Origin of the sequence: Delftia sp. SD018, assembly GCF_017355445.1 — a bacterium.
Classification (GTDB): domain Bacteria; phylum Pseudomonadota; class Gammaproteobacteria; order Burkholderiales; family Burkholderiaceae_C; genus Comamonas; species Comamonas acidovorans.
This window is the reverse complement of sequence record NZ_JADDRN010000025.1, coordinates 37,394-57,785: the sequence shown is the minus strand read 5'-3', so window position 1 is coordinate 57,785 and position 20,392 is coordinate 37,394. Positions and strand designations below refer to the sequence as shown.

Sequence of the window (20,392 nt, the reverse complement as noted above, 5' to 3'; positions counted from 1 at the left end):
TTTTGTGAACCTTTGTGGGCAATCGGATGGCTTTTTGCTGACATCTGAATGACACAGGGGCCGCCCGCATGCGTGGGCGGCCCCTTTGCATTCCTGTGGGGTATGTGCAACGGCTTGCGCTCCTGTAGAGCATCGATACAATCGCGCCCCTGAAGAGAGCCCCCAAGCCCAATGGACTGCCCCGCAGGGGTCGCCCATACCGTGAGGAGACAGCAAGTGAGCGCCGAATCCAGCAAGAAGCCGTCAGTGGCCGCACCGGCCCCGGCTGCAAGCCAGAAGGCCGCGGTCCGCACTGCGGTCGGCGTTGCCGACCTGGTGTCCCTTGCTGACCGCAAAAGGGCTCTTTGCACGCACGGCCGCCGCACGGCCTGGATTGCCGCACCCCGCCGCACGGGGAAGCCGGCAGGTTCCGCAACTGCGGCGATCGGCTGTCCTACACGGCATTCGACCCGGGCGCCCCGATTGACAGTACCATCCATGGCCCCGTCCGAAGCCCTCGGCGCGGACTAAGTTAGCGAAACCAACACTATGCCTACCACTACGCAAACGCCTTCGTCGGGATCGACGAAACGAGACCCCAAGCTGGCCAATGCCTGGAAGACCAAGTCGGTGGAAGAACTGACGGATGCCGAAGTGCTGGCCATGTCGGATGACGAATACATGAATGAGAAGCAGATGGCGTTCTTCCGCCTCAAGCTGCTCACTCTCAAGCACGACATGCACACCAACGCGGGTGAGACGGCAGAAAACCTGCGCGAGGACACCGTGGTGGTTCCCGATCCGGCCGACCGCGCCACCATCGAGGAAGAGCATGCGCTGGAACTGCGCACGCGCGACCGTGAACGCAAGCTGCTCAAGAAGATCGAGCAATCCATTGCACGCATCGACGCAGGCGACTACGGCTACTGCGACGAGACCGGCGAGCCCATCGGCGTGGGCCGCCTGCTGGCCCGCCCCACGGCCACGCTGTCGCTGGAAGCCCAGCAGCGCCGTGAGCTCAAGCAGAAGATGTATGGGGATTGAGTTGCAGCAACGGCCTGCAGGCCGTCGGTGCTAATCTGACTCGCCATGGCAAAAGAAGAGAGTAGCAAATCGGGGGGGTTGTTGTCCAAGGTGGTGCGCTTTGTGCGCCACCCTACGGTCAATTGGTCCGACCTCGACGGCCTGGACGGGGAGCAGGAAAGCCAGTACAGCAAGCAGGCGCTCAAGGAAATGATCGAGCGCAAGCGCCGCAACGATTTCGTGCGCAAGCGCGAGTTCGACCAGCTGCGCCGCCTGCGCCAGGCCGAGCTGCAACAGGCCTCCAGGCCGGGCAGCGCACCGGTCGGTGTGCCCGGCCCCGCCGCGCAGGGCTCGCAATTTCTCAGCAGCCTGCTGAGCTCCAAATCCTCCGGTGAACGCGCCGTCACGCTCAAGAAGATCGACGAGATCGAGGCCCAGATGTCCCAGCAATGGTGGCGGGGCAAGCAGGCGGCCGATGCAACCACCATTCCCATGGCGCTGCCTGCGGGCGGCAACCCCGCTCCGGCCTCGTTTCGCAAGCAGCCGCCGCCGTCTGGGCAGATTCCCATGCTCAGCGACGTGGTGCCGCCGGCCATTGCCTCGGCCGGCGACGTGGCAGCCTTTGCCACCACCTTGCCCATGAGCCTGGCACCTGCGCCGCAGGTGCCCTCCGTCTCGACGGCTCCCATCATTGACCCCATGCCCATGGCCCGCCCCCTGCGGCCATTGGAGGGGGCGACCGATTTCCTGCCCGCCTTCGCGGCCACCGAGGTCTCTCCGCCGCAGCCCATGGACATGGTGCCGCCCTGCTTCGTGGTGTTCGAGCACGATCCCGACCTGGAAGAGCCGGCCATCCTCTTTGCCAATGGCGAGGTGGATGGTGCCGAGCAGGGCATGCTGGAGCTGATCGACCGGCGCGATGTTCCCGCGCAGCTGCCGGTCTGGCTGGCCTTGCTGGACCTGTACCGCGCGGCCGACCGCCCGCTGCAGTTCGACAAGGCGGGCATCGAATTCGCGGCGCGCTTCGGCCGCTCCGCTCCCCAATGGTTTGCGATGCCGCAACAGCGCACAGCCCCCGTGGTGTCCATGCCGGGCGCAGCGGCCGGGCGTGGCTGGCGCTGGAGCGCACCTGCACAGATCACGCCGAGTGCCGTGACGGCGCTGAAGGCCTCCCAGGCCAAGGCTTCCAGTCCCTGGAGCCTGGACTGGGCTGCCGTGGCCGGCATCGACGATGCAGCGGCCACGCCTCTGGAGGCGCTGCTGCAGCAATGGGCGGGCTCACAGGGCGTGTTCGTGCTGCTCAATGCGGACCGGCTGCTGGCGCTGCTGGGCACGCTGGCTCCCTCGGGCGATTCCAGCGTGGATACGCTGTGGTGGCGGTTGCGCATGGCGGTGCTGCGTTTGATGAACCGGCAGGATGATTTCGAGCTGGTGGCGCTGGACTACTGCGTCACCTATGAGGTCTCGCCTCCCTCGTGGGTGGACCCGGTCTGCCAGTGCCTGACGCAAGCCATCGAAACCGAGGGCGCGGATGCGCCCCTGTCGGCAGGCATTGCTGCCACGGCGGACGCCGTGCGATTTGCGCTGGCCGGCACCATTGAAGGCGATGCCTCCACCTGGCTTGACCCGGTGCAGGAGGGGGCCAGCCTGGGCGAGCCCGTGTTCATCGACTGCACCCAACTGGTGCGCATGGACTTTGCGGCAGCCGGCTCCGTGCTCAACTGGGCTGCCCACATGCAGTCGCTGGGCCATGTGCTGCAGTTCGGCCAGCTGCACCAGCTGGTGGCGGTGTTCTTCAATGTGATCGGCATCCAGGAGCACGCGCAGGTCACTCCACGGCGGGACTGATCCTGCCGCGCGGCGGCTGCGCCACACCCCTTCCGGCAGGACGGCGCACTCGCTGCGAAGAGCGCGTGGGCATTCTTTGAGCAGACCCTTGAGAAGGCCGCCTTCGCCCTCATCTGGCACCGCTATGGAACAGTATCACGGCACCACCATCATCAGCGTGCGCCGGCAGACCCCCGAAGGCGTGCAGGTCGCCATCGGTGGCGATGGCCAGGTCACATTGGGCAACATCGTCGTCAAGGGCACCGCGCGCAAGGTGCGCAAGCTCTACCACGGCAAGGTGCTTGCCGGCTTTGCCGGCGCCACGGCAGACGCCTTCACGCTGTTCGAGCGCTTCGAGGCCAAGCTGGAAAAGCACCAGGGCCACCTGACGCGCGCAGCCATCGAGCTGACCAAGGACTGGCGCACCGACCGCGTGCTGCGCCGTCTGGAGGCCATGCTGGCCGTGGCCGACGCATCGGCCTCGCTGATCATCACCGGCAACGGCGACGTGCTGGAGCCCGAGCAGGGCATCGTGTCCATCGGCTCGGGCGGCGCCTATGCGCACTCGGCGGCCAAGGCGCTGCTGACCAATACCGAGCTGTCGGCCGAGGAGATCGTGCGCAAGTCGCTGGCCATCGCCGGCGAGCTGTGCATCTACACCAACATGCACCACACGGTCGAGACGCTCTGACACCCGCGCGGCGCCGGCTCGCCCAGCAGGCCGGCGATCGAAACGCACGGCATTGAAACTCACAGTCGCCAGCGGCCAGGCAACGGGGCTGGCGGCGCAATGCATCGAATACACACCATGTCCTCTGCCATGACCCCCCAGGAGATCGTCTCCGAACTGGACCGCCACATCGTCGGCCAGGCTGGCGCCAAGCGCGCCGTGGCCATCGCGCTGCGCAACCGCTGGCGCCGCCAGAACGTGGCCGACGGCCTGCGCCAGGAGATCACGCCCAAGAACATCCTCATGATCGGCCCCACAGGCGTGGGCAAGACCGAGATCGCGCGGCGCCTGGCGCGGCTGGCCGATGCGCCCTTCATCAAGGTCGAGGCCACCAAGTTCACCGAAGTGGGCTACGTGGGCAAGGACGTGGATGCCATCATCCGCGACCTGGCCGAGGTGGCCGTCAAGCAGACGCGCGAGGCCGATATGAAGAAGCTGCGCCTGCGCGCCGAAGACGCGGCCGAGGACCGCATCCTCGACGTGCTCGTGCCCCAGGCCCGCAGCGGCGAGGTGGCCGCCGACAACACGGCACGCCAGGTTTTCCGCAAGAAGCTGCGCGAGGGCCAGCTCGACGACAAGGAAATCGAGATCGATGTCGCCGACGCGCCGCCCCAGGTGCAGATCATGGGTCCCCAGGGCATGGAAGAGATGGCCGAGCAGCTGCGCGGCATGTTCAGCCACATGGGCCAGGAAAAGCGCAAGACGCGCAAGCTGCGCATTGCCGAGGCCATGAAGCTGCTGACCGACGAGGAAGCGGCAAAACTGGTCAACGAGGAAGACGTGCGCACCCGCGCCATCGCCAATGCCGAGCAAAACGGCATCGTCTTCATTGACGAGATCGACAAGGTGGCCACGCGCCAGGAAACCAGCGGCTCCGACATCTCGCGCCAGGGCGTGCAGCGCGACCTGTTGCCCCTGGTCGAAGGCACCAGCGTCTCCACCAAGTACGGCGTGGTCAAGACCGACCACATCCTGTTCATCGCCTCGGGCGCCTTCCACCTGTCCAAGCCCAGCGACCTTATCCCCGAGCTGCAGGGGCGCTTCCCGATCCGCGTGGAGCTGGACTCGCTGTCGGTCCAGGACTTCGAGGCCATCCTCACCCAGACCCATGCCTCCCTGGTCAAGCAGTACCAGGCGCTGCTGGCCACCGAAGGCGTCACGCTGGAATTCACGCCCGAAGGCATTACCCGGCTCGCCGGCATCGCCTTCGATGTCAACGAGCGCACCGAGAACATCGGCGCCCGCCGCCTGTCCACCGTGCTCGAGCGCCTGCTGGACGAGGTCAGCTTCGACGCGGCCAATCTGTCCGGCCAGACCATCTCCATCGATGCGGCCTACGTGGACCAGCGTCTGCAGTCCCTGAGCCAGGACGAAGACCTCTCGCGCTTCATCCTCTGAAACGGGCCGGCTGCCGCGCAGCCGCCACCGAAGTGACTGCCCGCATTGCCGGGCAGTCACTTTTTGTAGGAGGGTTGCCCGAGTTGCAACCGGTCGCCAGCGAATTGAATCGTTGCAATTGCGTGCAGGCTTTGAGAGATCACTTGCAGTCAGTCCTCTAAGTACTTGTAAAGCCTGGGATTTTTGTCACCACTCACATTGCATTCGGCTTCTAAGTTGTTGATTTCATTGCAAATAATTGTCCATTCCCGGGTTGTGAAACACCAAATTGCTGCTACAGTGCAAAAAAGTGCAATTAAGTGGTGAAAGTTGCCTTTGTGCCCCGATTTCCGGGACGCGATGGCTCCAACCGACCGGGGTGACTGACCGTGTTTCAAGGGGCGTCCTCGCTGAATCTCGATGGAAAGGGGCGGCTGTCTGTGCCGACCCGGCATCGTGACGCCCTTGTGGCCATGGCCCAGGGCCAGGTCACCCTCACCAAACATCCCCACGGTTGCCTGATGCTGTTCCCGCGCACGGAGTGGCTGCAGTTTCGCGAGCGGATCGCGCAGCTGCCCATGTCGGCGCAGTGGTGGAAGCGCATCTTCCTGGGTAACGCCATGGACGTGGACATGGATGCCACCGGCCGCGTGCTGGTGTCGCCCGAGCTGCGTGAAGCCGTGGGTCTGACCAAGGAGGTCGTGCTGCTGGGCATGGGCAACCATTTCGAGCTGTGGGACAAGGCCACTTATGAGGCACATGAAGCGAAGGCCATGCAGGAAGAAATGCCTGCGGCCTTCCAGGATTTTGCTTTCTAGGAAAGAGGCGTTTTCTTGAATCAGCCGTTGCAACACATCACCGTTTTGCTCGACGAGGCCGTCGATGCGCTGCTGGACGGCGCCGCACAGCCCGTTGCCGGGCAATGGGTGGACGCGACCTTCGGGCGAGGCGGGCATTCCCGGCGCATCCTGCAGCGGCTGGGGCCGGATGGGGCCTTGCTGGCGTTCGACAAGGACCCGGACGCGATCGAAGAGGCAGCGCGCATCACCGATGCGCGTTTTTCGATTCGGCACGAAGGGTTTCGCCACCTCAGCGAGCTGCCGGCCGGCAGCGTGCAGGGCGTGCTGATGGACCTGGGCGTGAGCTCTCCCCAGATCGACAACCCCGAGCGTGGCTTCAGCTTCCGCTTCGAGGGTCCGCTGGACATGCGCATGGACACCACGCGCGGCCAGAGCGTGGCGGACTGGCTGGCGGAAGCCGATGCCCAGCAGATTGCGGAGGTGATACGTGACTACGGCGAAGAACGGTTTGCTGGCCCCATTGCAAAGGCGATTGTTGCTCGGCGCGAAAGCCAGGGGCCCCTTCGCAACACCGCGGAGCTTGCCGAGCTCGTGGCTGGCGCGGTCCGGACCCGCGAGGCTGGGCAGAACCCAGCGACACGCACATTCCAGGCTCTTCGGATTTTCATCAATGCCGAGCTTGAAGAGCTCGAACAGGCGCTAGAGGCCAGCCTGCGCGTGCTGGCGCCGGGCGGGCGCCTGGTGGTGATCAGCTTCCACTCGCTGGAGGACCGCATCGTCAAGCAGTTCATCGCCAAGCACTCCAAGGAAGTCTATGACCGGCGCGCACCCTTTGCCGTGCCCACGCCCATGCGCCTTGAAGCGCTGGGCCGCATCAAGCCCAGCGAGGCCGAGGTCGCCGCCAATGCGCGCTCGCGCTCGGCCGTGATGCGCGTGGCCCGCCGCACCGGGGTGCCTGCATGAAGCGCATGCACCGTCTGGCGCAAGAGGAGGGCGTGGCATGCTGCGCCTGAACCTCGTGCTGCTGCTGGCGGTGATGGCCAGCGCCATCTTCCTGGTACACAACCAGTACGAATCGCGCCGCCTGTTCACCGAACTGGACCGCGCCGTGGCCGAATCGCGCCGCCTGGCCACCGAGCAGCAGCGCCTGCAGGTGGAAAAGCGCGCCCAGGCCACGCCACAGCGCATCGAGGTCATGGCGCGCGAGCGCCTGCAGATGAAGCCGGCCACGCCGGCCATCGCCCAGTACGTCAATGACGATGCGCGCACCGGAGTGGCTCCATGACGCGCAGCGTGCTCTACACCTCCAGCCCCTTGCTGGCGTCCAAGACACCCCTGTGGCGCAGCAAGATGATCGTGGCCATGCTGGGCCTGGGCTTTGTCGGCCTGGGCGCGCGCGCGGCCTACGTGCAGGTGTTCGGCAACGACTTCTTCCAGCGCCAGGGCCAGGTGCGCTTTGCGCGCACGCTGGAGCTGCCGGCCAACCGCGGCCGCCTGCTGGATCGCAATGGACTGATCCTGGCCTCCAGCGTGCCGGCCGCCAGCATCTGGGCCATTCCCGAAGATGTCGAGCAGGACGACCCCGAGGTCAAGGCCAAGCTCAAGCAGCTGGCCGCGCTCATGGAGATGCCGCTGCCAGCGCTGATGGAAAAGCTGGCCGACGAGGACAAGACCTTCGTCTGGATCAAGCGCCAGCTCGACTGGGACGTTGGTCAGCAGATCCATGCCCTCAACATCAAGGGCATCTACCAGCGCAAGGAATACAAGCGCCAGTACCCGGAAGGCGAATCGGCCGCCCACATCGTGGGCTTCACCAATGTGGAAGACCATGGCCAGGAAGGCATGGAGCTGGCCTTCGACAAGGAGCTGGGCGGCAAGCCCGGCTCGCGCCGCGTGATCAAGGACCGCCTGGGCCGCGTGGTCGAGGGCGTGGGCGAGGAAGTGCCGCCTCAGGACGGCCGCGACATCCAGCTGTCCGTGGACAGCAAGGTCCAGTACTTCGCCTACCAGAAGCTCAAGGAGCAGGTCATCGCGCACAAGGCCAAGGCGGGCAGCGTGGTGGTCATGGATGCGCACACCGGCGAATTGCTGGCCCTGGCCAACTACCCCAGCTACGTGCCCGACAAGCGCAAGAACCTGACGGGCGAGCAGCTGCGCAACCGCGCCATCACCGACACCTTCGAGCCCGGCTCGACCATGAAGCCCATCACCATCGGCCTGGCGCTGGAGTCGGGCCGCTTCAAGCCGGAAACGCCCATCGACACCACGCCGGGCCGCGTCAACGTCACGGGCTCGACGATTTCCGACACCCACAACTACGGCCTGCTCACCGTGGCCGGCGTGATCCAGAAGTCCAGCAACGTGGGGACGACCAAGATCGCGCTGCAGATGCCGGCCAAGGAAATGTGGGAAACCTTCTCGGCCGTGGGCTTCGGCCAGAAGCCGCAGATCTCCTTCCCCGGCGCCGCCAGCGGTCGCCTGCGTCCCTACAAGACCTGGAGGCCGGTGGAGCAGGCCACCATGGGCTATGGCTACGGCCTGTCCGCCAGCCTGCTGCAGATGACGCGCAGCTACACCGTCTTTGCCAACGGCGGGCGCGTGATCCCGGCCACCATGGTCAAGACCGACGAGCCGCCCGTGGGCGTGCCCGTGTTCTCGCCGCGCACGGCCAACGAGGTGCGCAAGATGCTGGCCCTGGCGGCCGGCCCCGGCGGCACGGGCCAGCGCGCCCAGACCATCGGCTACTCGGTGGGCGGCAAGTCGGGCACGGCCCGCAAGCAGCAGGGCAAGGGCTATGCCGCCGGCAAGTACCGCGCCTGGTTCACGGGTATGGCGCCCATCGAGAACCCGCGCATCATCGTCGCCGTGATGGTGGACGAGCCCAGTGCCGGCACTATCTACGGCGGCACCGTGGCGGCACCCGTGTTCAGTGAAGTGGTGCAGCAGACGCTGCGCCTGATGGGCGTGCAGCCCGATATGGAAGTCAAGCCCTTGATCGTCGCCAACCCCGTGGAGGAGCCCTCGCTATGAGTTCCTCCCAAGCCCTGCGGGTGCTGTCCACGGCCACCGAGGCTGTCCAATGGCTGGCAGCCCGCCTGCAAGGCAGCGGCACGCTGCAGACCGACAGCCGCAAGGTCCGGCCCGGCGACGCCTTCATCGCTTGGCCCGGCGCGGCCACCGATGGCCGCGCCCATGTGGCCTCGGCCCTGGAGCGCGGTGCCATGGCCTGCCTGGTCGAAGCGCAGGGTGTTGAAGCCTTCGGTTTTTCCGGCGAGCACATCGCGGCGCTGCCCGGCCTCAAGGCCGCCACGGGCCTGATCGCCGACCAGTGGTTCCAGCATCCCAGCGCCCAGATCGACGTGCTGGCCGTGACCGGCACCAATGGCAAGACCACCACCGCCTGGTGGCTGGCGCACGCGCTGGCCCAGGTGAAGCTGCAGGAACGCAGCGGCTGCGCCCTGGTGGGCACGCTGGGCGTGGGAATCCCGCCCGCCATGGAATCCACGGGCATGACCACGCCCGATCCGGTGCGGCTGCAGCGCGCGTTCCGCGAGTACGCCGATGCGGGCCTGGCGGCCTGCGCCATCGAGGCCTCGTCCATCGGCATCGTCGAGCACCGGCTGGACGGCACGCGCATCCGCGTGGCGCTGTTCACCAATTTCACGCAGGACCACCTCGACTACCACGGCAGCATGCAGGCCTACTGGGATGCCAAGGCCGCGCTGTTCGACTGGCCCGGCCTGCAGGCCGCCGTCGTCAATGTGGACGACGCGCATGGCGCACGCCTGTGGGCCACGCTGCAGTCGCGCAAGCAGCCTGCCGTGCTCGATGTCTGGAGCATTTCCATCGAAGGCGCGGCGCGCCTGCAGGCCAAGGACATTGCGCTGGGTGCCGAGGGCCTGAGCTTCACCGTGATCGAGGCCGGCCACAGCCTGCGCATGCACACGCGCATGGTGGGCCAGTACAACGTATCCAACCTGCTGGGCGTGCTGGCCGCGCTGCGCTGCCTGGGCCTGACCCTGGACCAGGCCGTTGCGGCCTGCGCCCACTTGGAGCCCGTGCCCGGCCGCATGCAGCAGATCGTCCAGCCCGGCCAGCCGCTGGTGGCCGTGGACTACGCCCACACGCCCGATGCGCTGGACAAGGCCCTGCGCGCCCTGCGCCCGGCCGCCGAGCAGCGCCGTGGCCGGCTGTGGTGCGTGTTCGGCTGCGGCGGCGACCGCGATGCCACCAAGCGGCCGCTCATGGGGCAGGCCGCCCAGAAGAATGCCGACTGTGTGCTGGTCACCAGCGACAACCCGCGCAGCGAAGTGCCCGACCGCATCATCGACCAGATCCTGGCCGGCATGCAGCCGGGCGAGAACCTGCAGTCCCAGGCCGATCGCGCAGCGGCCATCGCCCAGGCGATTGCGCACGCCAGCGAACGCGACGTGGTGCTGATCGCCGGCAAGGGACATGAGGACTACCAGGAGACGGCGGGCCAGCGCCATCCGTTCTCCGACATGGCCGAGGCGCACAAGGCGCTGGCGGCCCGCGAAGGAAAGAAGCGGTCATGATGACCTTGCAACAAGCGCTGGAGCTGATCCAGTCGCATATCCCCCAGGCACGGCTGGTCGGCAACGGCCAGGCCGTGCTCACGCGCGTGCACACCGACACCCGCACGCTGCAGGCCGGGGATCTGTTCGTCGCCTTGAAGGGCGAGCGTTTCGATGCCAACCAGTTCCTGGCCCAGGCCCGCGAGGCCGGCGCTGCCGCAGCCCTGGCCCATGGCGGCCTGGAGGCCGCAGGCCTGTCCGGCATCGAGGTGCCCGATTCGCTGGCCGCCCTGGGCGCGCTGGCCACGGCCTGGCGCGCGCGCTTTGCGCTGCCGCTGATTGCCGTCACCGGCAGCAACGGCAAGACCACGGTCACGCAGATGGTGGCCTCCATCCTGCGCGCCCATGCGGGCGAGGCGGCCCTGGCCACGCGCGGCAACTTCAACAACTCCATCGGCCTGCCGCTGAGCCTGATGCGCATGACCGCCCAGCACCGCGTGGCCGTGCTGGAGATGGGCATGAACCATCCCGGCGAGATTGCCGAGCTGGCCGCCATCGGCCAGCCCACGGTGGCCCTGGTCAACAATGCGCAGCGCGAGCACCAGGAATTCATGCACACGGTCGAGGCCGTGGCGCGCGAGAACGGCAGCGTGCTGCTGTCCCTGCCCGCCGACGGCGTGGCCGTGTTCCCGGCCGGCGACACCTACACGCCGCTGTGGCGCGAGCTGGCCGCTGCGCGCCAGTGCCTGATGTTCGGCGAGTCTGCCGATGGCGCCCAGGTCCATGCCCGCGATGCGCTGTGGCTGGGCGATGCCTGGCAGTTCACCCTGGTCACGCCCGAGGGCGAAGCCCTGGTGCGCCTGCACATTGCCGGCCGCCACAACGTGCGCAATGCGCTGGCCGCTGCGGCCTGCGCCCAGGCAGCCGGTGTGCCGCTGGCCGACATTGCACGCGGCCTGAGCGTGTTCGAGCCCGTGCAGGGCCGCTCGCGCGCACTGGGCGTTTCGGTGCAGGGCCGCACGGTCACCGTGATCGACGACAGCTACAACGCCAATCCCGACTCGGTGGCCGCGGCCATCGAGGTGCTGCGCGAACTGCCCGCTCCCCAGCTGCTGGTGCTGGGCGACATGGGCGAGGTCGGCGACCAGGGGCCGCAATTCCATGCCGAGGCTGGCGCGCTGGCGCGCAGCCTGGGCATTGCCCGGCTGTTCACGCTGGGCGCGCAAAGCACATCCGCCGCCACCGCATTCGGTGCAGGTGCGCGGCATTTCGAAGACATGGCCTCGCTGCAGCAGGCAGCCTGTGCCGCGCTGCCCGAGGTGGGCAGCATTCTGGTCAAGGGTTCGAGGTTCATGAAGATGGAGCAGGTGGTTCAGGCGGTCGAGGCGGCCGGCAAGGATGACGGTTGCAAGAAGGAGGCCGCATGCTGCTGATGCTGTCCCAATGGCTGCAGGGCCTGTCCCCCGAGTTCGGCTTTCTGCGCGTCTTCCAGTACCTCACGATGCGCGCCGTGATGGCCGCGCTCACGGCCCTGGTCATCGGGCTGCTGGCCGGGCCGCGCCTGATCCGCATGCTGACCTCGCTCAAGATCGGCCAGCCCGTGCGCGGCTACGGCATGGAGACCCATCTGGCCAAGAGCGGTACGCCCACCATGGGCGGGGCGCTGATCCTGCTGTCCATTGCCGTTTCCACGCTGCTGTGGTTCGACCTGTCCAACCGCTTCGTCTGGATCGTGCTGCTGGTCACGCTGGGCTTTGGCACCATCGGCTGGGTGGACGACTGGCGCAAGGTGGTCAACAAGGACCCCGAAGGCATGCGCTCGGGCGAGAAGTATTTCTGGCAGTCCGTCATCGGCCTGCTGGCCGCGCTGTACCTGGTGTTCTGCATTTCCGAGAACTCCAATGCCCAGGTCTTCGAGCTGTTCGTCACCTGGGTGCAGTCCGGCTTTGCGCTGGACCTGCCGCCCAAGGCGGGCCTGCTCGTGCCTTTCTTCAAGGAAGTCAGCTACCCGCTGGGCGTGCTGGGCTTCGTGATCATGACCTACCTGGTCATCGTGGGCGCCAGCAATGCCGTGAACCTGACCGACGGGCTGGACGGCCTGGCGATCATGCCCGTGATCATGGTGGGCTCGGCCCTGGGCATCTTCGCCTACGTCACCGGCAATGCCGGCTACGCCAAGTACCTGCTGTTCCCGCACATCCCGGGTTCGGGCGAGCTGCTGGTGTACTGCGCGGCCATGGCCGGCGCGGGCCTGGCCTTCCTCTGGTTCAACGCCCACCCGGCCCAGGTGTTCATGGGCGACGTGGGGGCGCTGGCGCTGGGCGCCTCGCTGGGCACCATTGCCGTCATCGTGCGCCAGGAAATCGTGCTGGCCATCATGGGCGGCATCTTCGTGGTGGAGGCGCTGTCGGTGATGCTGCAGGTCACCTGGTTCAAGTTCACCAAGAAGCGCTATGGCCAGGGACGCCGCCTGCTCAAGATGGCGCCGCTGCACCACCACTTCGAAAAGAGTGGCTGGAAGGAGACCCAGGTCGTAATCCGCTTCTGGATCATCACCATGCTGCTGTGCCTGCTGGGCCTGTCCACGCTGAAGCTGAGGTGAGTGCATGAACACCGAAGACTTCAAGACCGACCTCCACGCACTGCCGGCCACCGAGCCCGTCGTGCCGGCGTCCCCTGCCGAGCTTGTCGAGCTGGCGGACCCGGCCGGAATGCCGGGCCTCGCTCCCGAGGGGCAGGTGGTTGCGGACCCGGTCCTGGACGATTCACCGGCTCCCGTGCCAGTTGGCGACGGCGAGGCGGAGCTTCCGGCCGCCGAGGTGCCGCAGGTGCCTGTGGCCCTGACCGAGCCCGTGCCCGACATCGCCACGCTGACGGCAGCCAAGGATGCTGCCGCCTTCGTGGCCCAGATCTTTGCGGACCCCAGCATCTCCGACTCGTCCGACGCCGAGGTCACGCCCCTTGCCGCCGAAGAGGCTGTTGAATCCGAACAGGTGCTGCCGCCCGTGGCTGCCGGCTGGCCCGGCGAGCAGGTCCAGCACCTGCAGGGCCAGCGCGTGCTCGTGCTGGGTCTGGGCGCCTCGGGCCTGGCCATGGCACGCTGGTGCGTGCGCTGCGGCGCCGAAGTCATCGTGGCCGATACGCGCCAGGCACCGCCCCAGCTGCAGCAGCTGTCCACCGAATTGCCCCAGGTGCGCTTCGTGCCCGGCGAGTTCACGGCGCAACTGGTGGACGGCCAGAGCCTGGGCCTGGTCTACCGCTCGCCCGGCCTGAGCCCGGCCGCCGTGGCGCCCGTGGTCGATACCGCGCGCGCCCAGGGCCTGCCCGTGGGCGGCGAACTCGATCTCTTCGCCATGGCGCTCAAGGCCCTGGCCGCGGCCCATGGCTACCGTCCCACGGTGCTGGGCATCACCGGGACCAACGGCAAGACCACGGTCACCTCGCTGACCGGCCAACTGCTGGAGCATGCGGGCCTGCGCGTGGCCGTGGCCGGCAATATCGGCCCCACGCTGCTGGACACGCTGACCCAGGCCATCGATGCCGAAACGCTGCCCCAGGCCTGGGTGCTGGAGCTGTCCAGCTTCCAGCTCGATGGCGTGCAGATGTTCGAGCCCACGGCCGCCGCCGTGCTCAACATCACCCAGGACCATCTGGACTGGCACGGCAGCCTGCGCGCCTATGCCGATGCCAAGGCCTGCATCTTCGGCAGCAGCGGCACCATGGTGCTCAACCGCGAAGACCCCGAGGTCATGCGCATGCTGCCGGCGCCCGTGGTGCCGCCGGGCAAGCGCCAAAAGCCCCAGCAGCGCGCCCACATCACCTTCGGCGGCGACATGCCGCGCCGCCCCGGCGACTTCGGCCTGGAAGTGGTCAGCGGCATGACGTGGCTGGTGCGCGCCCATGAGGCCGACGAAACCGCCAAGGGCAAGAACGCCGAAGACCTGTACATCCAGCGCCTCATGCCTGCCGACGCGCTGCGCATCCGCGGCCGGCACAACGCCATCAACGCCCTGTCCGCCCTGGCCCTGGCCAGCGCGGGCGGCTGCACGCTGGCGCCGCTGCTCTATGGACTGCGTGAATACCGGGGCGAGCCGCACCGCGTCCAGCCCATTGGCCGCGTCAACGGCGTGGAGTACTACGACGACAGCAAGGGCACGAACGTGGGCGCCACCGTGGCCGCGCTGTCCGGCCTGGGACCTGACCACCGCATCGTGGTCATCCTGGGTGGCGACGGCAAGGGCCAGGATTTCTCTCCGCTGGTCGCGCCCGTGTCGCGCCATGTGCGCACGGCCGTGCTGATCGGCCGCGACGCCGGCCGCATCCGCGCCGCCCTGCAGGACTGCGGCGTGCCCCTGGTCGATGCCACCACCATGGCCGACGCCGTGGAGCTGGCCGCCTCGCGCGCCCATGAGGGCGATGCCGTGCTGCTGTCGCCCGCCTGTGCCAGCCTGGACATGTTCCGCAACTACGAGGACCGGGCTCACCAGTTCGTCGATGCCGTGCGCGCGTTGGCGCTGGATGCCGGGCATGAACTCGGAGGTGCTGCATGACCGCCGTATCGCAGGCCCTGGGCCGCATGCGCTCCTGGTTCGGAGGCGCGCAGGAGAAGGCCATCGACGTGCTGCCCGTGCGCCTGGGCGGCCCCCAGTACCACCGGCCCACGCAGACGCCGGCCAGCGTGCTCGGCCTGGACCAGGCCCTGATCTGGGTGGTCATAGGCCTGCTGGCCTGGAGCCTGATCATGGTGTATTCGGCATCGATCGCCATGCCGGACAATCCGCGCTTCGGCAAGATCGCGCCCACCCATTTCCTGATGCGCCATGCCATGTCCATCGGCATGGCCTTCGTCGGCGCGCTGCTGGCCTTCCAGGTGTCCATGGCCACCTGGGAGCGCATGGCGCGCAAGCTCTTCCTGGTATCCCTGGTCCTGCTGGTGGCCGTGCTGATCCCGCACGTGGGCACCGTGGTCAACGGCGCGCGGCGCTGGCTGTCGCTGGGCATCATGAATTTCCAGCCGTCCGAACTGGCCAAGTTCGCCGTGCTCATCTATGCGGCCGACTACATGGTGCGCAAGATGGAGGTCAAGGAGCGCTTCTTCCGCGCCGTGCTGCCCATGGGGCTGGCCGTGGTGCTGGTCGGCGTGCTGCTGCTGGCCGAGCCCGACATGGGCGCCTTCATGGTGATCGTGGTGATCGCCATGGGCATCCTGTTCCTGGGCGGCGTGAATGCGCGCATGTTCTTCCTGATCGCGGCCCTGGTGGTGCTGGCCTTCGTGCTGATCATCGCCACCTCCGAATGGCGGCGCGAGCGCATCTTTGCCTACCTCAATCCCTGGGATGAAAAGCATGCCCTGGGCAAGGGCTACCAGCTGTCGCATGCGCTGATTGCCATCGGGCGCGGCGAGATCTTCGGCGTGGGCCTGGGCCGCAGCGTCGAGAAGCTGCACTGGCTGCCCGAGGCGCACACCGACTTCCTGCTGGCCGTGATCGGCGAGGAATTCGGCCTGGTCGGCGTGCTCTTGATCGCCGTCACCTTCCTGTGGCTGACGCGCCGCATCATGCTCATAGGGCGGCAGGCCATTGCGCTGGACCGGGTGTTCTCCGGCCTGGTGGCCGAGGGCATTGCGATCTGGATGGGTTTCCAGGCCTTCATCAACATGGGCGTGAACCTGGGCGCGCTGCCTACCAAGGGGCTGACGCTGCCCCTGATGAGTTTCGGGGGCTCGGCCATTCTGATGAATCTGATAGCGATAGCGGTGGTGTTAAGGGTGGACTACGAGAACAAGTTGCTGATGAAGGGAGGGCATGCATGACACAGCAGCCCATCTCCCAAGGCACGCAACGCCAGCGCACGGCCCTGATCATGGCCGGCGGCACGGGCGGACATATCTTCCCGGGCCTGGCCGTGGCCCAGGCCCTGCGCGAGCGCGGCTGGAACGTGCGCTGGCTGGGCGCGCCCGGCTCCATGGAGTCGCGCATCGTGCCGGCCCAGGGCTTCCCGCTGGAGACCATCGAGTTCTCGGGCGTGCGCGGCAAGGGCATCATGACCCTGGCCTTTTTGCCCATGCGCCTGCTGCGTGCCTTCTGGCAGGCGCTGGCCGTGGTGCGCCGCGTCAAGCCCGACGTGGTGGTCGGTCTGGGTGGCTACATCAGCTTCCCCGGTGGAATGATGGCCGTGCTGGCCGGCAAACCCCTGGTGCTGCATGAGCAGAACTCCGTGGCCGGCATGGCCAACAAGGTGCTGGCCAGCGTCTCCCACCGCATCTTCACCGCCTTCCCCAACGTGTTCCCCAAGGGTCGCTGGGTCGGCAATCCTCTGCGCCAGGCCTTCACCGAGCAGCCTGCGCCCGAGCAGCGTTTCGCAGGCCGCAGCGGCCCGCTGCGCCTGCTGGTGGTGGGTGGCAGCCTGGGCGCCAAGGCGCTCAATGAGATCGTGCCCCAGGCGCTGGCCCTGATTCCTGCCGATGTGCGGCCCGTCGTGCTGCACCAAAGCGGCGCCGCGCAGATCGATGCCCTGCGCGCCAACTATGCCGCCGCAGGCGTCGCGGCCGAGCTCACGCCCTTCATCGACGACACGGCGCGCGCCTTTGCCGAGGCCGATGTCATCGTCTGCCGCGCTGGCGCCAGCACGGTCACCGAGATCGCGGCCGTGGGCGCCGCAGCCATCTATGTGCCCTTCCCGTCCGCCGTGGACGACCACCAGACCACGAACGCGCGTTTCCTGGTCGATGCCGGTGGTGGATGGTTGATGCAACAAAGCGCACTGACTGCCCAAAGCCTGGCCGAAATGCTACAAAATATGCAGCGTGCGACGCTGCTGGAGCGCGCTGGAAAAGCCAAGAAAATGCAAAAGACCGATGCCACCGCCGAGGTGGTCGCCGCCTGTGAGGAACTGGCCGCATGAAGCACGCCATTCATCACATCCATTTCGTCGGCATCGGCGGCGCCGGAATGAGCGGCATCGCCGAGGTGCTGCACAACCTGGGTTACGCCATCTCGGGCTCGGACCTGTCCGACAGCGCCACGCTGCGCCGGCTCGCCGGCCTGGGCATCGCCACCCACGTCGGCCATGCGGCCGCGCACATCGAAGGGGCTGACGCCGTCGTCACCTCCACCGCCGTGCAGTCCGACAATCCCGAGGTGGTCGCGGCGCGCACGCACAAGATCCCCGTCGTGCCGCGTGCGCTCATGCTGGCCGAGCTCATGCGCTTCAAGCAGGGCATCGCCATCGCGGGTGCCCATGGCAAGACCACGACCACCAGCCTGGTGACCAGCGTGCTGGCCGAGGCCGGGCTGGACCCGACCTTCGTCATCGGCGGCAAGCTCAACAGCGCGGGTGCCAACGCCAAGCTGGGCCAGGGCGACTACATCGTGGTCGAGGCCGACGAGTCCGATGCCTCCTTCCTGAACCTGCTGCCCGTGATGGCCGTCGTCACCAACATCGACGCCGACCACATGGAAACCTACGGCCATGACTTCGGCCGGCTCAAGGGCGCCTTCGTCGATTTCCTGCACCGCATGCCGTTCTACGGCCGAGCCATCGTCTGCGTGGACAGCCCGGCCGTGCGCGAGATCCTGCCCCAGGTGGCCCGCCCCGTGACCACCTACGGCTTTGCCGAGGACGCCCAGGTGCGCGCCCTCAACGTGCGCGCCGAAGCTGGCAGCATGCATTTCACGGTGCGCCGCAGCAACGGCCAGAGCTATCCCGACCTGGACGTGGTGCTGAGCCTGCCGGGCGAGCACAACGTGCTCAACGCGCTGTCGGCCGTGGCCGTGGCCATGGAGCTGGAGATCTCCGACGACGCGCTGCTGCGTGCCTTCGAAAGCTTCAAGGGCGTGGGCCGGCGCTTCCAGCGCTATGGCGAACTGGCGACTGCCGACGGCGGCAGCTTCACCGTCATCGACGACTATGGCCACCACCCCGTCGAGATGGCGGCCACGCTGGCCGCCGCTCGTGGCGCCTTCCCGGGCCGCCGCCTGGTGCTGGCATTCCAGCCGCACCGCTACAGCCGCACGCGCGACTGCTTCGAGGATTTCGTCAAGGTCATCGGCCTGGCCGACGCCGTGCTGCTGACCGAGGTCTATGCGGCCGGCGAGGCGCCCGTGGTGGCGGCCGACGGCCGCTCGCTGACTCGCGCCCTGCGCGTGGCCGGCCGTGTCGAGCCGGTGTTTGTGGAAAACGTTGCCGAGCTGCCGGCGGCCATTGCCGTCAATGCCCGCGATGGCGACGTGTTGTTGTGCATGGGGGCAGGCTCGATTGGCGCCGTGCCCGGAAAGTTGGTTGAAATGCTTCAGAAACAAGAGCTGCAGGCGCAGCAGGGAGCTGTGCAATGAGCAGCTTCGGCACCCAGATCGATGTCAAGGCCCTGGGCAAGGTGGCCGTGCTGTTGGGCGGCCGCTCGGCCGAGCGCGAGGTCTCGCTGATGTCGGGCACGGGCGTGCTCAAGGCCCTGCTGTCGCATGGCGTGGACGCCCATGCCTTCGACCCCGCCGAGCGTGACCTGGGCGAGTTGAAGAAGGAAGGGTTCGACCGCTGCTTCATCGCGCTGCACGGCCGCTACGGCGAAGACGGCACGGTGCAGGGTGCGCTGGAGCTGCTGGGCATCCCGTACACGGGCCCCGGCGTGATGGCCTCGAGCATCGCCATGGACAAGATCATGACCAAGCGCATCTGGCGCTTCGAGGGCCTGCCCACGCCGGACTGGCGTCTGGTCGCCAGCGTAGGCGAGACGCGCGCCGCGCTGCAGGCGCTGGGCGCGCCCATGATCGTCAAGCCCTCGCGCGAGGGCTCGACCATCGGCCTGACCAAGGTCTGGACGGCCGAGGAATGCGAGCAGGCCTATGTGCTGGCCTCCCGCTATGACCCCGAAGTGCTCTGCGAAGAGTTCATCGAGGGCGACGAGACCACCTGCCCCGTGCTCGGCACGGGCGAGGGCGCCCATGCGCTGCCCGTGATCCGCATCGTTGCCCCCGAAGGCAACTACGACTACCAGAACAAGTACTTCACCGACGACACCAAGTACCACTGCCCCAGCGGACTGCCCGCCGAGGAAGAGGCCGAGATCCGGCGCATCGTCGTGCGCGCCTTCCGCACGCTGGGCTGCCGCGGCTGGTCGCGCGCCGACATCATGATCCGCGCCAGCGATCGCAAGCCCTTCCTGCTGGAGATCAACACCTCGCCGGGCATGACGGGCCACTCGCTGGTGCCCATGTCGGCCCGCGCCATCGGCGTGAGCTACGAGAACCTCTGCCTGGGCATCCTGGCCAGCGCCGCGCTGGACGCCGCGCAACCGGAGCAGGAGCACGCATGAGCTACTCCCTGCCGGCCCCCTTCGACGTCAAGCTCATGAACGTGACCGCCACGGTCCTGTTCGTGGGCGTGGCTGCGCTGGGGCTGGCAGCGGTGAGCTGGTGGGCGCTGCGCCACCCGGCCTTCAACATCGGCCGCATCGTGGTCGAGGGCGAGCTGGTGCACAACAACACGGTGACGCTGCGCGCCAACGTGGCGCCCGTGCTCACGGGCAACTTCTTCACCGTGGACCTCAAGGGCGCCAAGGCGGCATTCGAGCAGGTGCCCTGGGTGCGCGAGGCGCAGGTGCGCCGCGACTATCCCAACAGCCTGCGCGTCATCCTGCATGAGCATGTGGCCGAGGCCTTCTGGGGCCCCGATTCGGGCACCGGCCTGATCAACAGCTTTGGCGAGGTCTTCGAGGCCAACCTGGGCGAGCTCGACCGCGACGGCCTGCCGCGTCTGCAGGGCCCCGAGGACAGCGCCCCGCAGATGCTGCAGATGTACCGGCTGCTGGTGCCAGCGCTGGGGCCGCTGGATGTGGAGATCGACGGGCTCACGCTCAATGCGCGCGGAAGCTGGCAGCTCAGGCTGGCCAATGATGCACAGATCGAACTGGGGGGCGGCAGCGTGGAAGCCGTGCTGCAGCGCGTGCAGCGCTTCGTGCGCACGCTGCCCCAGATCACGACCCAATACAAGCGCAAGGCCGACGCCATCGAGTCGGCCGACCTGCGCTACGAAGACGGATATGCGCTGAGGCTGCGCGGTGTGACCACCGGCACGGCCAAGGCGCCGGCTGCAGTGCGTCCCCGACGCTGAAGACGAGGGAGGAA

At 67.5% G+C, this 20,392-nt stretch carries 17 protein-coding genes; all 17 read left to right on the top strand.

Annotated elements, in window-relative coordinates; genetic code table 11:
• Positions 1 to 528: 528 nt before the first annotated feature.
• Entirely contained in the window at positions 529 to 1,023 is a 495-nt protein-coding gene (dksA, locus tag INR38_RS22140) for an RNA polymerase-binding protein DksA (protein WP_012203387.1), read from the top strand.
• Between the two features lie 45 nt (positions 1,024 to 1,068).
• The gene (locus tag INR38_RS22135) at positions 1,069 to 2,850 is read left to right on the top strand and encodes an STAS domain-containing protein (RefSeq protein WP_207443125.1); all 1,782 of its coding nucleotides are present in this window, start codon (positions 1,069 to 1,071) and stop codon (positions 2,848 to 2,850) included.
• Between the two features lie 124 nt (positions 2,851 to 2,974).
• Positions 2,975 to 3,520, top strand: a complete 546-nt coding sequence (gene hslV / locus INR38_RS22130; protein ID WP_012203389.1) for an ATP-dependent protease subunit HslV — start codon at positions 2,975 to 2,977, stop codon at positions 3,518 to 3,520.
• Positions 3,521 to 3,637: 117 nt separating this feature from the next.
• Positions 3,638 to 4,957, top strand: a complete 1,320-nt coding sequence (hslU, locus tag INR38_RS22125; RefSeq protein ID WP_170962086.1) for an ATP-dependent protease ATPase subunit HslU — start codon at positions 3,638 to 3,640, stop codon at positions 4,955 to 4,957.
• 368 nt (positions 4,958 to 5,325) lie between these two features.
• On the top strand, positions 5,326 to 5,754 hold the full coding sequence (gene mraZ / locus INR38_RS22120; protein WP_012203391.1) for a division/cell wall cluster transcriptional repressor MraZ: 429 nt from the start codon (positions 5,326 to 5,328) through the stop codon (positions 5,752 to 5,754).
• A 15-nt stretch (positions 5,755 to 5,769) separates the two neighbouring features.
• A complete protein-coding gene (gene rsmH, locus INR38_RS22115) occupies positions 5,770 to 6,699 on the top strand; it encodes a 16S rRNA (cytosine(1402)-N(4))-methyltransferase RsmH (protein WP_012203392.1) in 930 nt (309 codons plus the stop codon).
• A gap of 37 nt (positions 6,700 to 6,736) precedes the next feature.
• Positions 6,737 to 7,021 (top strand): cell division protein FtsL, encoded by a 285-nt coding sequence (gene ftsL / locus INR38_RS22110; RefSeq protein ID WP_012203393.1) that lies wholly within the window; start codon positions 6,737 to 6,739, stop codon positions 7,019 to 7,021.
• The gene (locus INR38_RS22105; protein WP_013804112.1) at positions 7,018 to 8,766 is read left to right on the top strand and encodes a penicillin-binding protein 2; all 1,749 of its coding nucleotides are present in this window, start codon (positions 7,018 to 7,020) and stop codon (positions 8,764 to 8,766) included. Before ftsL ends, INR38_RS22105 begins: the two co-directional genes overlap by 4 nt.
• Positions 8,763 to 10,292 (top strand): UDP-N-acetylmuramoyl-L-alanyl-D-glutamate--2,6-diaminopimelate ligase, encoded by a 1,530-nt coding sequence (locus INR38_RS22100; RefSeq protein WP_207443126.1) that lies wholly within the window; start codon positions 8,763 to 8,765, stop codon positions 10,290 to 10,292. Before INR38_RS22105 ends, INR38_RS22100 begins: the two co-directional genes overlap by 4 nt.
• Positions 10,289 to 11,704 carry a UDP-N-acetylmuramoyl-tripeptide--D-alanyl-D-alanine ligase gene (murF, locus tag INR38_RS22095; protein ID WP_207443127.1) on the top strand — a complete coding sequence of 472 codons (1,416 nt, stop codon included), beginning with the start codon at positions 10,289 to 10,291 and terminating at the stop codon, positions 11,702 to 11,704. Before INR38_RS22100 ends, murF begins: the two co-directional genes overlap by 4 nt.
• Positions 11,695 to 12,873, top strand: coding sequence for a phospho-N-acetylmuramoyl-pentapeptide-transferase (gene mraY / locus INR38_RS22090; protein ID WP_012203397.1), 1,179 nt, complete (start codon positions 11,695 to 11,697; stop codon positions 12,871 to 12,873). Before murF ends, mraY begins: the two co-directional genes overlap by 10 nt.
• Positions 12,874 to 12,877: 4 nt before the next feature.
• Positions 12,878 to 14,821, top strand: a complete 1,944-nt coding sequence (murD, locus tag INR38_RS22085) for a UDP-N-acetylmuramoyl-L-alanine--D-glutamate ligase (protein ID WP_207443128.1) — start codon at positions 12,878 to 12,880, stop codon at positions 14,819 to 14,821.
• A complete protein-coding gene (gene ftsW / locus INR38_RS22080; protein ID WP_013804108.1) occupies positions 14,818 to 16,083 on the top strand; it encodes a putative lipid II flippase FtsW in 1,266 nt (421 codons plus the stop codon). Before murD ends, ftsW begins: the two co-directional genes overlap by 4 nt.
• A complete protein-coding gene (murG, locus tag INR38_RS22075; RefSeq protein WP_012203400.1) occupies positions 16,080 to 17,174 on the top strand; it encodes an undecaprenyldiphospho-muramoylpentapeptide beta-N-acetylglucosaminyltransferase in 1,095 nt (364 codons plus the stop codon). Before ftsW ends, murG begins: the two co-directional genes overlap by 4 nt.
• Complete coding sequence (gene murC / locus INR38_RS22070) at positions 17,171 to 18,604, top strand: UDP-N-acetylmuramate--L-alanine ligase (RefSeq protein ID WP_207443129.1); 1,434 nt, start codon at positions 17,171 to 17,173, stop codon at positions 18,602 to 18,604. The genes murG and murC overlap by 4 nt, the downstream gene beginning before the upstream one ends.
• Positions 18,601 to 19,581 (top strand): D-alanine--D-alanine ligase, encoded by a 981-nt coding sequence (locus tag INR38_RS22065; RefSeq protein ID WP_207443130.1) that lies wholly within the window; start codon positions 18,601 to 18,603, stop codon positions 19,579 to 19,581. Before murC ends, INR38_RS22065 begins: the two co-directional genes overlap by 4 nt.
• Positions 19,578 to 20,378, top strand: a complete 801-nt coding sequence (locus INR38_RS22060; RefSeq protein ID WP_013804104.1) for a cell division protein FtsQ/DivIB — start codon at positions 19,578 to 19,580, stop codon at positions 20,376 to 20,378. The genes INR38_RS22065 and INR38_RS22060 overlap by 4 nt, the downstream gene beginning before the upstream one ends.
• Positions 20,379 to 20,392 lie beyond the last annotated feature (14 nt).